Origin of the sequence: Nitratireductor sp. XY-223, assembly GCF_004959855.1 — a bacterium.
In the GTDB taxonomy this organism is placed as follows: Bacteria; Pseudomonadota; Alphaproteobacteria; order Rhizobiales; family Rhizobiaceae; genus Hoeflea_A.
Genome location: NZ_SPNT01000001.1, coordinates 1,022,597 through 1,035,501, shown reverse-complemented (window position 1 = coordinate 1,035,501; position 12,905 = coordinate 1,022,597). Strand labels below are relative to the sequence as shown.

Genomic DNA, 12,905 nt, shown 5'->3' with positions numbered 1-12,905 from the left:
CGGAATCGGAAAGACCGGTTTTTCCGACCGAAACACGGGAACGGGTAGATTCATGAAAGCCGATTTTACGGCAAGACTTGCGCTGGCCGTCGGCATGCTGCTTGCGGCGGTATCCGTGGCTCTCGCCACGGCGGACGGGCCCGACTTTTTCATGGTGCGCGGCGTCGCCGCAGATGACGTGCTCAATATCCGCCGGGAGCCGAACCCGAAGGCGGAGAAGATCGGCGAGATACCGCCGGACGGAAACGGTATCGAAAACCTCGGATGCGAGGGTGGACTGAGCTTTGCCGAATGGCTGGATGCAACCGAGGAGGAGCGCGAGGCGTCGGAACGCCGAACGTGGTGCAGGATCGCCTATGACGGCATCGAGGGCTGGGTGGCCGGGCGCTACCTTGAAGAAAGTGCCCAGCAGGCCCCCGCGAATGCGGCGGAGCAGCTGCGCTGGAGCCTGACGGCGCTCAACGGTGAGGCCCCGGTTGCCGAGGCCTTCGTGGCCTTCGCGCCCGACGGTGCGGTGTCCGGATCGACCGGCTGCAATCAATTCATAACCAGTGGCAGTTTCGACGGCCGAATTTTGCTGATCGACGGCCCGGTCACAATGACCAAGGCGGCCTGCCCCTCGGAGGCCCTGGCATCTCAGGAAAAAGCCATCCTGGCCGGTCTGCAGGGTCGGATTGACCAGGTGTTCAGCCCGTTTTCGCGGGAGCTGGTCCTATCCAATCCGGATGCCGGCGTGACCCTGCGCCTGTCGCCGCTGAGCCACTGAAGCAAGGTGGGACCGGGATCGATCACCCCCCGACGACGAAGGACGGCACGACGCTGCCCTCCTTGGAGACGTTGACGATCTCCATTTCCGAAACGCGCGTGAGATAACCGGCGAGCGTCCCCCTTGCGACCAGCGGGTCGGTGTCCTCGAACATCTCCCGTTCCGGCAGGCCGGGCTCGGCGGCGGGATAGGAGACGCTGCGCATCGGCACGCGCTCCTGGACAATGCAGTCGGCGTCGAGCGCCGCCCGCACCGCCGCTTCCCAGGAGGATGCATCGTGGTGCCAGCCGAGTTCGACACCCTCTCCCTTCGCCGCGTGGGTCGGCTTTAAAACGAGCGTCTCGCGGTTTTCCAGCACATGGTCGATCAGGTCGACCCGGCGCCCCTCGCGGTCGAGCGTCGCGGCCTCCCGCAATGGCCGCCCCCATGGCACGTGGTCGCGGACGGTCTCGCGCTCCGCCGCTGAAAGGCCGAGATCGACATCGGGATCGGTGATGAGGGCAAAGAGCGCCTTGTGGCCCATCAGCTCGGCACGGAACGGGTTCACCATGCACACGGCGTTCTTCCGCAGCGCCTCGAGCAGCGGCTTCAGCGTATCGCGTTGAACGAGGACGTCGCGCGTCAGCATGAGCCGGTAGACGAGATCGATCTCCGTCCCGCCGAGGCGCAATCTGCGGCCATCGAATTCAAGTGCTTCGGGATGGTCGGCGACAATGCCCGCGATCCCGGCATCGCGCAACGGCTCCGCATCGCTGGCGACGGCCTCGGCGGTGGTGCCGAAACTCTCGAACCATCCGATGATCCCCAGCACCGGCGGGCGGGCGCCGCCCCAGTCGCGCCAGGCATCCATCAGCGCCTTGCCCATGGCCGGCTGCAGCATCAGGGGCCGCAGGTCGAAATCGCCGCTAACGGCCTTGAAGGTCTCCAGCGCCTGGAAGACCTCCGCCAGCCCGTCATTGTGGCCGGCGCCGCCCGGGCAGTCGGCATTGAGTTCGATGAAATGCATCCCGGCACCGGCCCGGAAGCCGTCGAGGCGGGTGATCGCGCCGTGATCGGCCTCGCCCGGCTCCAGGTGCATGAGGTCGCCGATCCAGTCGTAATAGCGCCCGAGATGCGCGGCCTCGCGCTCGCGGTTGGCGACGACATAGTTGCGGGCATGGACCAGCGCGTTCGACAGGACGTTGACCACATGCCCGTGCCTTTGAAGTTCGCTGTCGCTGACAAAATGCGGCTTCGCCACCGTGCAGAGCGGGCGGTCGCGGATCAAAAGCCGCCTTTGCTGCTGCGTGCCGAGCAGGCGCTCGACGTCGCCCGGTCCGCTCTTCGCCAGTTGTTCGTTCCAGCGATCGCTCACGCGGCGGACCAGACTCATCTCAGCTCCGTTCCTGAATTGCGCCGACCGGCAGGTTGCATCGCCAGCCTGCGGCGAAGGTTAGCGGCGCAGAACCGGCGGATCAAGAAACGCGTCGGGTGGAGAAGCGCGGACGCTATGCTACAACTTCGGCAGACACGAAGAGGGAGGCAATCATGGGAACGATCGGCACCTTCTGGCGCGTGGCCTTGCTGTGGCTCGTCATGACCGCGCCGGGCATGGCGCAGCAGGAGACCGGCGTTATCGACGACACCGGCCGGATATTGCTGCCCTGCGACGCCGAAATCGGGCCCGGCTACGAGCTGCTGATCCTTTATGACGAAGACCTCAAGCCCAGTGACATGTGCCAGCTGGTTTATGTCGATGGGGTCGACATTCCCCTGCCTGATGTCGCGGAGAACCCGGTTGTAGAACTGCCGGCCGTCCCGGACGAAGGGCCGGAGGCGCTGGAAACGCTTGTTCATCTCAGCGAACTCGCCGTTTTTGCCGAGGAACTGGACCTTGAATTGCGGCCCTTGTTCAGCGACCTCGTTCCATTGCGCAGCCATGGGCATTTCCGGCGCTATCTGGCGCCGGCGATTTTGGCGCGCAATCCCGCCATCGACGGGCTGAACACGGGCGTGCAAAACTACTTTGACGAAATCACCAGGGCGCAAATCCGCGGGATGTTTTCGCTCGACAATTATTCGAACTTTATGGGGATCAACCAGAACTATCTGTCGCTGCTTTACGAGATGCGCGTCCTCGCGGATGCCGTGAGCGATGCCACCCTGTCGAGTGAATCGGGCATCCACGCAATCTGGCTGCCTGCCGCCGAGGCGGATCGCTACAAGCACGAGCTGAGGCTTTATGCTGACAAGATCAGCAAGGCGGCAAAGGACATTCACACCGCGTTCTACGAATGCGCCGCACCGGCAATCGCTACCGGTGCGAAATTCCTGGAGGCGGCGCAGGACGATCATGAAGGCAATCTGTGGGAGCGCGCGGGTCTTTATGCGTTTGACGACTTTCTTTTCTCCGACGGAGAAAAACAGGCATTCAAACACGCGGCAAGCAAGACAATCGAATGCATGCGCCCGTTCTTTCCGGAAACCGCCGGAGATATGAGCAAGGATGTCGGCAGCTTCACGCGCTACACCGAATTGCGCTATTGCAGAATGCCGTTCGACAAGGATGCCGACTGCACGCACCGGCCGCCAGGCGGCACATTCTAGGGCAGCTGAAAGCTGTCCGTGAAACCGGATGATCCGCGGGGGCTGTTGCCTGAGTGCCTAGAGCAGGGAAGTGGACAGAAAAGCCTGGCGTGGCGTAAAGGCCGCCTTCGACGCTGGGTTCCAGTTCGTGCGGATCCCGGCGGGCTCTGTCGGCTAAGACTTTGAAGTATAAGCACTAAAGCGCGCATGCACTGTCGGCCTGTCAGGAGCGACATCTCAAGACGCGGATCCGGCGATCACAAACGATTGCGCGTGGTCCATGGGCTCGCAACCGGACCGCCACGGGAATTAGGCACCCCACGTCAGCCGCGCACGGTCGGTCTGCATGAAGCGCGAGAGCTCCAGCCCGAGGTTCACCGCGATCCCGAAACGGATTTTCTCGAATTCGGATGGAATATCGGCGCCTTGTACTCGCTCGGATCCAGATCGGTTTTCCGGCAGTTGAGATAGCTGAATATGTTGCCATGCGGCAGATGAACGCCATCACTGTATTTCGGATCGTATATATCCGCGTATTTTTCGTCGGGCCGAATTCCGTAGTACAAGCCCTGTCTCAGGCCGGCCAGAATCAGGAAATCCAGACGCCCGTCCGCGTTGGCGTCGAGATCCTCGAGAATCGCCCTCGTGATTTCCTTGCCGGGTCTGACATCGTCGTGGGGCAGGAAATAGGCCTGCGGCGTGTAGTGGTCATCGATGACAAACAAACGGCAGACGACCTGCCCCTGCGAGCAGGAGAACAGGCCGTACATACGCAGCTTGATTTCCCTGGCTTTCCACAATTCCAGATAGGCGTTGGTTCCGTAGTGGGAGAACGTGTCGCCGAAGTAAAGCACCCAGCGCTCACCGCGTTGTTCTGTCGCCCAGATGATCCGGTTCCAATCGCAATTTGCCAGCGCCGGACCCGCCGACAGGACGAAAAGAAGGGCCGCGGATAAGAGGCGAAAGATTTTCGACATCCTCACAGTTCCGGAATGACACAATCTGCAATTGTTAGCACAAAGACCGCACTGCAACCAACACGGCCACCTCTGCCAGAGGCGGGGGCGTCCAATCAAGCAGGGTCGAAAATCGGCATAAAAAGTGATTGAGTAAGCAGCCGTTGCAATTGTACTGGGGGATGTTGTGCGAACAGAAGTAAAAGTTGCGCTCATTGCAGGCTTTGTTGCCATCGTCGTCGCGATAATTGAGAGTGACCGCATTTTTGAGCTGTTCGCGGGCGATCCGGATCCGGTGGCTCCGTCGCCCGACGAATTGACAATCCAGCTTGTCAACGACACCGCTCCGCAAGATGCGCAATTTGAGATGCAGCTCAGCATTGACGGCAAGAAATACACGTTCAACCGGCTTGGCAGCCACGTGGTTTCCGTTCCGTCACTCGGATATCACCGCATCGAATACTGGCAGCAATACAACGCCCCGAGCGAACACTTGTACTTTGTCGCGGAAGGCGATGTTGATTACGCCGGCCAGCGGACTCTGCGTGTTTACTGCCGCACTGCCGAGGATCCCGGAACCGACCGTTGCGACTTCACGTTACGGTAGTCTGCCAATTCGCGCCATCGGCTGAAGCACGGCCCAGCCCGCAATCGGGCCAGACCTGAAGACACCCTTCGAACCGGTACCACTATGGCGTCACATCAGCCGCGCGCGGGCGGTCTGCAGGAAGCGCGAGAGCTCCAGCCCGAGGCTCGCCTCGATGTCGACCTCGAGGCGCATGTCCTTGTCAAAAAGGGCCTCCAGCGCATCGAACCGCCATGCGATGATGCGGGTCTGCTCCGTCGTCGTGACGCTCACCGGCGCATCATAGGCACTGCCCCTGTGGAGAAACGCGTCGCCGCCGAGGAAACGGCCCTCGCCCAGCGTGTCCACTTCCTTGCCGTCCATCTCGACACTGACCTTGCCGGAAACGATGACCGAAAGATGCTTCACCGTCTCACCCTGGGTTAGAAGCGCCGTTCCCGGCCGGACGGATGACCAGGCGCCCATGCGGAAGAGCCGGAACGCCTCGCGCTCACGGATGTTGCGGAAGGCGATTCGGTAGATCCGCCGTTCCTCGTCGGTAAAGGGCACGGGCCTGCGGTCCAGCGCCAGCCGCACGATCCAGAAGAGATTGATCGTCATGAAGACGACGTTCCACCCGATCGGCGCCCAAAGCGGCGCCGCCTGGAGATAGTAGTAGGGCATTAAAAGCGTGGCGCCGACAACGGTCAGGATGCGCAGCCACAATATGTCCCGCACCGAATAGGATGCGAGATAAACGACGTTGGCGACGCTGACCAGTACATCCAGCCCAAACATGCTTTGCCCCCAATAACGGTTGTGTGCGGGACTCATCTTAGGTCAGCGTGTTCCGGGGTGATAGGGCGGTCGGCGGGGTGGAGCATCGGCAATGAGTGGTGTTGCAGCGTTTTGCGACAAGAGGCTATCGGAAGCAATTCAACAATGGGCTGCCAGCTTTCATATGTACTGATAAGTTGGTGGAATACCAAAGCCCCTACGCAACCACACCTGAAATTACTTATGCTGGCATTCAATCAAAATGGTATAGTTTTGGTTGCTGTACTATCCGCGCTGCAAATCTGCCGCTAACGAGTTTTGCTTGTACCGGCCAATTCCGACTACCCATTTCATTGAAGGGAAGGCAAATGGATAAAATTGTAGAGCTAATCAAAGACGCTTTGGAGATCGTGCATCAGGCCTTCCGTCCGTACGTTCTCGCAATGCTTGTTCTGTCGGTTATTACGTCCATGTTTTTATCTATGGATGTGATACTTTTTCCTTTTTTTGATTATCTACCAGCCACATTTTTAGCCGCGTTCCTTTTACTACTTATGATTGGGGTAGTATCCACAACTCATGAGGCCGAATATCGCCCAGCACTTGGCATGGTTTATGGATTTATTAGTGGAATTTTTGCATTTGCTGTTGGAGGTATACCGTACTATGCATTTGATTACGCTGGCGTTGCACCTAATGACTATTGGTGGGAAAAGATGCTCCGGTTATCATGGCTGGTACCTATCATGGGAACCTTTACGGGAATGGTAAACGGATTTATCGGCCTGCCTGTAATATTCCCTAAGTCTAAAACAAATGACTCTAATTTACGTTCCGATAATGCACAGTCTTCAAATCCTATACCAAAACGTTTACTGTACTTTATTTTTTCATTAATGTTTCTATGTCTGATAATGTATTTTATATATTTTATTGCTACAAATTATACTGATCACATTTCGAATCATTTGTATAGCGATGGAAAGAGGTTGCCAGATCAAGGGAACATTGCATACTGGCAGTTGCTTATTATTATCGGAGTATTTCAAGTTACATTTGTATCTTTTTGTGTATTTCAGAAAACAAATTATATAACTTTGGATATTTATAGCACGCCTATTGCACTTTATACGATATTTTCTTTGCTATCTATATTAAGTGTATTTGGCATAATTCTGTCTTTATTCCTATTCGATTGCGAATTGACGACAAAAAGTGACGTTAATCCTGGAAATGTATTTTGTAGAGGCTCAACTGGTCAGGACGTATTATTGATTCGCTTACTATTACTTGTTCTGTGGACTTTTGGTTCGTATCTATTAACTGTCCCCCACAATGCCCCGATAAAGAAGTTTTTGCTTCGAGCACTGGACGAGACGGCTGACTGATATCTCAATTGTGGGTAGCAAATGTACCAACTTCTGGCATCGACCCACGCTAGTCGCTGTTGTTGCTCGATCATTATGAAACTACCAGAGCAGTTTGACTTCCTTCAGCTGTAGGGAACGGCTGGCAGTTGGGACAAGCAGCTAGGTGCTAAACTGTTGATCGCCGCGCCAGTACCACGCACGAAATTCCCGCCGGCGGAATAAAACCCCTTCCCATCCGTTTTCCTTCCCGTCAGCGATCCGCACCCAGACGCGGAGCGTTGACTAACAGGGCGTTGGGCCGACCTCATGCACCGGTGTGAACGGCTCGGCGCCCGCAGCCGCCCCGATCGGGGCATGAAGGAGAACGTAGATGAAAAGGATATCCCGAATAGTCGGAGCGCTGCTTCTCGGCTCAGGCGCGGTCGCCCCGCCGGCGATGGCCGACGACGGCGGCAAGAACGGTCTTTCCCGCTTCATGAGCACATTCATCAAGGGCGGCGACAGCGATCGGCACCACCGCAGCGCGAGCAACACGAGCGCGGGTTCTAACGCGAGCTCGAATTCGAGCTCCAACTCAAGTTCTAACTCGAGTTCCAATTCCAGCTCGAACTCAAGCTCGAATTCCAGTTCCAACTCGAGCTCCAATTCCAGCTCGAATTCAAGCTCGAACTCAAGCTCAAATTCCAGTTCGAATTCCAGCTCAAACTCAAGCTCGAACAGCAGTTCGAATTCGAGCTCCAACTCAAGTTCGAACAGCTGAAGCGGGAACACACGCCTCCCCCGACTGGCCGGCGCAAGCCGGCCTTTTTTGGCCGGAGACCGTATACTCAGACCTGTTAAAATGCGGACTACGCGCGGCGTGCCCTGGCGTTGTCGCGATACCATCCGGGTGCGGCGCAGGTGCTGCGCAGGATGCGCTCGCGGTCGGCGCATTCACCCTCGGTTTCGGCCCGAATGTCCGCTTCGAGCGACGCCGCCTCCCGCCGGAACGGGATGACCTGAACGAGCGGTGAACCCCTCTCGATGACATGAAGGCCGTCGGCCCCGGTCGCCAGAAACGGGAAATGGATCTCCGAGACGTAGGTGTCGGTATCGACGACCCCGGAGATGACCTCGAATACGCCGTTCGGCCGGTTCAGCGGATCGACGAACAGGCAACTCCAGCCGGGCGGCGTGCGGATCGTCCAGTAGTTGTGGAACTTGCACGGCGGCAGATGGCTCTTCGGGTGCCCCCTGATCTGATGGGCGCCGTGGCCGCTCACCATTTCCCGGTCGAAATCCCATCCGGAATTCACAGTCGTTCCGCCATCGGCGATCTCGAGGCGGACCGTGGCCGCGAGCGGCAGTATCCAGCCCGTCGTCATGGCATCGAGAAACGGCATGCAGCGCTTGACCGTCAGCCCGCTGCTGGTCGGCGAGGCCGCCGCCTCGGTGATCGGCTTCAGCCTGCGGAACCAGTCCGGCAGGTATGACTTCGCCGGCACGGGCACCGGGATGACGCCCTCGTCCCGCGGCCGGCACAGGAATTCGATCTTGGGTTCGTCCACTCGGAAAAACATGTCGGCAGACCTTTCGCGTCACGCTGATCCGGGGAAAACGGTCGGCAAGGTAGTTTATTCCATCGCGGTGCGCCAAACCTCGCAACGCGGCGATGGCGTGGGGCACGGCCTGGCGGCAACCATTTGACATCCTTGCCAATTTGACCATCATCATTGGCGGTGCGGCACGGCTGGCAGTGGGGACGAGCAGCTTGGGTGCTAAACTGTTGATCATCGCGCTTGATGGCGCGGATTGCGGCATGCTCCTTGCGCTTGCCGAGGCTGGCCGGCTTCCCAACATCGCAAAATTGATGGCGCGCGGCTCCTTTTCCCGCATGGACAATTCAGGCGAGTTCACGGACGATTCCCCCTGGGCATCGTTCTGTTTCGGGGCGCCGCCGTCGAGCCACGGCCGCTTCAGCTTTCTGGAAAGGCGCGCGAACGGCAGGAACCGGATGGTCTTCCAGAGGGAAGACGGCCGCGCGACGTTCTGGGCGAAACTGTCGGGCGGCGGCAGGCGGGTCGCCGTCATCGATGTTCCCAAATGCCCCGACCCGGTGGAACTCGACGGATTCCAGATCTCGGACTGGCTCGTACACGGCAAGTATCGCGATGAACCCGTGAGTTTTCCCGCATCGCTCGCCGGCGAGACCGTCCGCGATTTCGGTGCCTCGCCGGAAAGCCGCTGCGACTATTATTCCCACGCGATCGACGGCGACGAAGGCCGCGATTTCGCCGATCACCTCAAGCGGACCGTCCGGCAGAAACTGCAATGCGGCCTGCACCACCTCGGCCGGGAGGACTGGGACCTCTTTATCATCGGCTTCAAGGAGGCCCACTGCGCCGGCCACATGTTGTGGCATCTGCACCGGCCGGGCGAAAAGCCCGATTACGATCCGGTTGCCGACATCCATTGCGCGCTCGACGAAGCGGTCGGAGAACTGGTGGATGCCGCGGGAGAAGATGCTGGCATCATGGTCTTTTCGCCCTACGATATGGTTCCGAACGGTTCGGTCTGGCATTTGAGCGAAGCGCTGTGCGCCGGTCTGGACACCGAATTGCGGCGCCGGTTCGAACGACCCGGTCTGGCGAGTGTTCAGGCGCTTGCAAGGCGGCTGAGAAAGCGGAGCACTGCCGTCTGTGAGCCGGTAACGGCCAACGACAACCTGTTGGCGGTCCACATCGCGCAGCCCTGGGGCAGCAGGAAAAGCGAGGTCTGCGTTTTTGCCGAGACCCTGCTGCGAGAATTACGGGACAAGGAGACCGGCGGGGAAGTGTTCGTCTCGGTTGAGCGCCCGCTGTGGAATACGCAGGGCAGGACTGACATTCTTTTCCCGGACATCGTCGCGACATGCGCCCCCGGCCGGTTTCCACACACGGTCTATTCCGCCGCGCTCGGCGAAATCACCGCCGATGCGCCGGCGATGCGGTCCGGCAACCATGTTTCGGGCGGCGCCTTGATCCTCTGCGGCGATACACTGAAGGAGGCCGGCGACGGCGTCAGCAACCTGTACCAGCTTGCCGGGCTGATCGAGACCGCCGTCGGCCGTTGACAGGGGCATGCCCTTTCCGGCGTACGCCCCGAGGCGTCTGCCTCTAGCACTTATAGGCGATCGTGCAGCTGTTGCTGTCGCTTGTGATCACCGATACGGGGCGGGCCGTGTTGGTGCGTCCGCAGCGTAAAAACCGTCCTTTCGCCTCCGGCACGCCGCCGTAGATCGGCAGCACAGTGCCGGTGCGCGTGCGCGTCTGCACGCGGCCCTGGGCCTCGTACATCGCCTTGGCCTGGGCGCAGGTCATGTTGTTGGTGAGCTGCTGCGCCTGGGCGTGCCCGGTCGCCGCAGTTCCGAGGAGGATTGTCGCCAGTGCGGCTGACGCCGAAGTCAGAACTTTCATTGCACATCTCCGTCGTCGGGAACGTCGATTGAAAGATACGGATGGGCCCGGCCAACGGATCAGTGCCGGGCAGTCCCTGACAGCAGTAACAGGACGGCTTACTCCAGCGCCCGTTTCGCGATCGCCGCGAACACGCCGTCCAGCTCCGCCGCGAGCGCCCGAAGATCCGCGCCGCCTTCATCCATATAGGGCGCGAAGACGAAACTCGGCGTTTTCCACGCAAGCGTTGCCCCGCCGTCCGGATCCTCGACGATGTAGAAACGGATGGGCGCCTCGATCCCGGCGGCGATGCTGGCTTCGAGCATGCGCCGCGCGTAGTCGTTGCGGTAGACGCCGATCACCCGGTTGCCGGCGATCTCGAAGCCTTGCGCCCTTGCACCCGCCGAGGCGCTCGCCTGGGTGACGAGGCCCATGTTTTCCGCCTTGATTGCCGCCTCGAGCCGCTCGACCAGTGCCGAAAAGGAAAGATCCGTGTCGAAGACCTGCCAGCCTTCGCGCGGCGCGATCGGCTGCGCATAGGCAAGGCTCGACGACAAAAGGAGGGCAAAAAATCCGCACAGCACAATTCGCATGGTTCCACCTCTTATACACCGCGGCTTCGGGTCGTCCGGATTATAGGGGCAGCAATGTGGCGGAACGCCGAAATCGGCTGGGACGGAGATCAACTCTTTGCGATTGGCGACGCACGCCGACAAACGGCATGTTTCCGGCCACCAGGGACCGGCACGGCTTCGCGGCCTCTAACGCGCCAACGTGGCGTAGGCAATGCGAAAACTGGCCGCGAGCAAGTCGTCTTCCTGGGCTGTCCGTTTCCGCCCGAGGCTCATGAGCCGTTCAACATTGTGCTGCGCGGCGCGCCGGCGCAGTTCCGAAACCGGTGTCGTCATGGTCGTGATCCGTATCCCTGGTTGCTTGCACGGGATGTGTTGATCGGATGGCGGAAGTTCAAATTAAAAATATGTAACGGGCACCGACCAGCCGGAACGGCCAAGCCCGGCCGCCGGCGATCGCTTCGCCGCGTGGGTAAAAATGAAAACAGCTGCCGTTTGGCTGCGCGCCCGGTTAGTGCGGCTTGACCGCGACGAGCACGACGCCAAGCCGCGATTCCAGTTCCTGCAGCTTCTTCAGCTTTTCGTCCGGCAGCGCGGCGGTCTCGGCGTCGACGCCCTCCAGCGCCACCACCGGGCTGCCGATTTCCTTCTCCAGTTTCTGGATCGCCTTGAGTTTGTCCGTTTCAAGATGGGCAAGCGAATAAAGCATGGCATCCTCCAGTGCGTGGATGTCGCCGCGACAACCGGCTGACCGGCGACCGGTCCTCCGGGCGACAATGAACAGCGCGATCAGGTTACCATAGCACCGTCCGGGAAATCCCGGAACATGCGCCTGGAATGTCGCGCGTTTCGCAATGGCCGCGGTACGGCGATCGTGTAAGATCGCCGTGCGGGCAGTTCAAAAACCGGAGGGCGATATGGAAGCAACAGCGGCTACGGATGCGGCCACACAGGCAGCCGGAAACATCTCCGCTTCAGGCATGGGCTGGAATGCCGTATTGCTGATCTTGGTCATGCTGCTGGCCGGTCTGCTGGGCGGCACGGTGAACTATTTTCTGCGCGTGCCGGAAAAGCCGGAAAACAAGGACGACGACGGAGCCGAGGACAACCGGAACTGGTGGCGGCGTTTTCGGGCAAACCGCCTGCTGCACCAGTGCCTGCTGATGGGCGTCGCCGCTTCCTTCGTTATTCCCGTATTCCTGCAGATCGCGGCGCTTGGGGTCGACAAGAACATACTGACGAATTTCCTCATGAGCGCAGGAAATACCAAAAATGCCGAAGCTTTGGCGTCAGCCTACACGAGCCTTGCTCTTATAGGCGGCTTTTGCGTCCTGGCGGCAATTTCATCGCCCACTTTTCTGCAGAACCTGTCAGCGAAGATTTTGCAGCAGGCGGCCGAGGCTTCTTCAGAGGCAAAGCAGGCCCGCGATGAAGCCGAAACCGCGCAGCAGCGCGCGGAGCTTCTGGAACAGGCGCGCGAGCCGGAAATCGATGCCCGGGTGGATGCCTTGCGCCAGGAACTGACGCGGCAATTTTCGGGAGAAAAGGTACAGCACGATGATCCCGACGACGACACAGGAAATGCCAATGAGCCGACCGACGAGGAACGCGCTGCCGAGCAACGAGCCCAAGCGGAGCAGAAGCAAGCCGACCAGATCCAGGGTTTCCAGCTCAGCGATTTGGACCGCCTCATTCTGAAGGCACTCGCTGCCAAGCCCAACACCCGGCGGTCCATCAAGGGAATCCGAACCGACCCCGTGCTAACCGAGACCGCCAACCACGCGAACGAGACCTACCGCTCCGTGCGCACGCGTCTTTTGCGCCTTGCGAGCGCCGGCTATGTCCGCGAGCTTGAGAGCACAAGACGCGGCCTGCCGCGATGGAAGCTCGCCACCAAGGGCTGGGCGGAAATGAAATAGCG

Annotated in this window: 15 protein-coding genes; 6 read left to right on the top strand and 9 right to left on the bottom strand. The window is 59.7% G+C overall.

Annotated elements, in window-relative coordinates; all coding sequences use genetic code 11:
* Positions 1-52: 52 nt before the first annotated feature.
* A complete protein-coding gene (locus tag E4M07_RS04615) occupies positions 53-766 on the top strand; it encodes an META domain-containing protein (protein WP_169054082.1) in 714 nt (237 codons plus the stop codon).
* Positions 767-788: 22 nt separating this feature from the next.
* Here the strand turns inward: E4M07_RS04615 and E4M07_RS04610 are convergent, their stop codons facing one another.
* Positions 789-2,138 carry a circularly permuted type 2 ATP-grasp protein gene (locus E4M07_RS04610; protein WP_136657094.1) on the bottom strand — a complete coding sequence of 450 codons (1,350 nt, stop codon included), beginning with the start codon at positions 2,136-2,138 and terminating at the stop codon, positions 789-791.
* A gap of 155 nt (positions 2,139-2,293) precedes the next feature.
* Here E4M07_RS04610 and E4M07_RS04605 point away from each other — a divergent pair, with 155 nt between their 5' ends.
* The gene (locus tag E4M07_RS04605; protein ID WP_136657093.1) at positions 2,294-3,352 is read left to right on the top strand and encodes a hypothetical protein; all 1,059 of its coding nucleotides are present in this window, start codon (positions 2,294-2,296) and stop codon (positions 3,350-3,352) included.
* Between the two features lie 353 nt (positions 3,353-3,705).
* On the opposite strand, the gene E4M07_RS04600 is transcribed toward E4M07_RS04605, so the two are convergent.
* Positions 3,706-4,308 (bottom strand): hypothetical protein, encoded by a 603-nt coding sequence (locus E4M07_RS04600; RefSeq protein WP_136657092.1) that lies wholly within the window; start codon positions 4,306-4,308, stop codon positions 3,706-3,708.
* A 166-nt stretch (positions 4,309-4,474) separates the two neighbouring features.
* On the opposite strand from E4M07_RS04600, the gene E4M07_RS04595 reads away from it, so the two are divergent.
* Positions 4,475-4,894 carry a hypothetical protein gene (locus E4M07_RS04595; RefSeq protein ID WP_136657091.1) on the top strand — a complete coding sequence of 140 codons (420 nt, stop codon included), beginning with the start codon at positions 4,475-4,477 and terminating at the stop codon, positions 4,892-4,894.
* A gap of 90 nt (positions 4,895-4,984) precedes the next feature.
* Here the strand turns inward: E4M07_RS04595 and E4M07_RS04590 are convergent, their stop codons facing one another.
* Positions 4,985-5,650: a cyclic nucleotide-binding domain-containing protein gene (locus tag E4M07_RS04590; RefSeq protein ID WP_169054081.1), complete on the bottom strand. Its 666-nt coding sequence runs from the start codon at positions 5,648-5,650 to the stop codon at positions 4,985-4,987.
* A 95-nt stretch (positions 5,651-5,745) separates the two neighbouring features.
* Between E4M07_RS04590 and E4M07_RS04585 the strand changes: the two genes are divergently transcribed.
* Entirely contained in the window at positions 5,746-7,017 is a 1,272-nt protein-coding gene (locus E4M07_RS04585; protein WP_136657089.1) for a hypothetical protein, read from the top strand.
* 264 nt (positions 7,018-7,281) lie between these two features.
* Here E4M07_RS04585 and E4M07_RS29020 read toward each other — a convergent pair whose 3' ends face one another.
* Positions 7,282-7,770 carry a hypothetical protein gene (locus tag E4M07_RS29020; RefSeq protein ID WP_169054080.1) on the bottom strand — a complete coding sequence of 163 codons (489 nt, stop codon included), beginning with the start codon at positions 7,768-7,770 and terminating at the stop codon, positions 7,282-7,284.
* Between the two features lie 77 nt (positions 7,771-7,847).
* Positions 7,848-8,558 (bottom strand): DUF6065 family protein, encoded by a 711-nt coding sequence (locus E4M07_RS04575; RefSeq protein ID WP_136657088.1) that lies wholly within the window; start codon positions 8,556-8,558, stop codon positions 7,848-7,850.
* 191 nt (positions 8,559-8,749) lie between these two features.
* Here E4M07_RS04575 and E4M07_RS04570 point away from each other — a divergent pair, with 191 nt between their 5' ends.
* Complete coding sequence (locus tag E4M07_RS04570) at positions 8,750-10,090, top strand: alkaline phosphatase family protein (RefSeq protein WP_169054079.1); 1,341 nt, start codon at positions 8,750-8,752, stop codon at positions 10,088-10,090.
* A 43-nt stretch (positions 10,091-10,133) separates the two neighbouring features.
* Here E4M07_RS04570 and E4M07_RS04565 read toward each other — a convergent pair whose 3' ends face one another.
* The 4 genes from E4M07_RS04565 to E4M07_RS04555 all read right to left on the bottom strand — a co-directional run bounded on the left by E4M07_RS04565 (position 10,134) and on the right by E4M07_RS04555 (position 11,693).
* Positions 10,134-10,433 carry a hypothetical protein gene (locus E4M07_RS04565; RefSeq protein ID WP_136657086.1) on the bottom strand — a complete coding sequence of 100 codons (300 nt, stop codon included), beginning with the start codon at positions 10,431-10,433 and terminating at the stop codon, positions 10,134-10,136.
* 98 nt (positions 10,434-10,531) lie between these two features.
* Positions 10,532-11,005 carry a DUF302 domain-containing protein gene (locus E4M07_RS04560; RefSeq protein WP_136657085.1) on the bottom strand — a complete coding sequence of 158 codons (474 nt, stop codon included), beginning with the start codon at positions 11,003-11,005 and terminating at the stop codon, positions 10,532-10,534.
* Positions 11,006-11,173: 168 nt separating this feature from the next.
* Positions 11,174-11,320 carry a hypothetical protein gene (locus tag E4M07_RS29015; RefSeq protein ID WP_169054078.1) on the bottom strand — a complete coding sequence of 49 codons (147 nt, stop codon included), beginning with the start codon at positions 11,318-11,320 and terminating at the stop codon, positions 11,174-11,176.
* 175 nt (positions 11,321-11,495) lie between these two features.
* Positions 11,496-11,693, bottom strand: a complete 198-nt coding sequence (locus E4M07_RS04555) for a hypothetical protein (RefSeq protein WP_136657084.1) — start codon at positions 11,691-11,693, stop codon at positions 11,496-11,498.
* 145 nt (positions 11,694-11,838) lie between these two features.
* Here E4M07_RS04555 and E4M07_RS04550 point away from each other — a divergent pair, with 145 nt between their 5' ends.
* Positions 11,839-12,903 carry a YEATS-associated helix-containing protein gene (locus E4M07_RS04550; protein ID WP_136657083.1) on the top strand — a complete coding sequence of 355 codons (1,065 nt, stop codon included), beginning with the start codon at positions 11,839-11,841 and terminating at the stop codon, positions 12,901-12,903.
* Positions 12,904-12,905 lie beyond the last annotated feature (2 nt).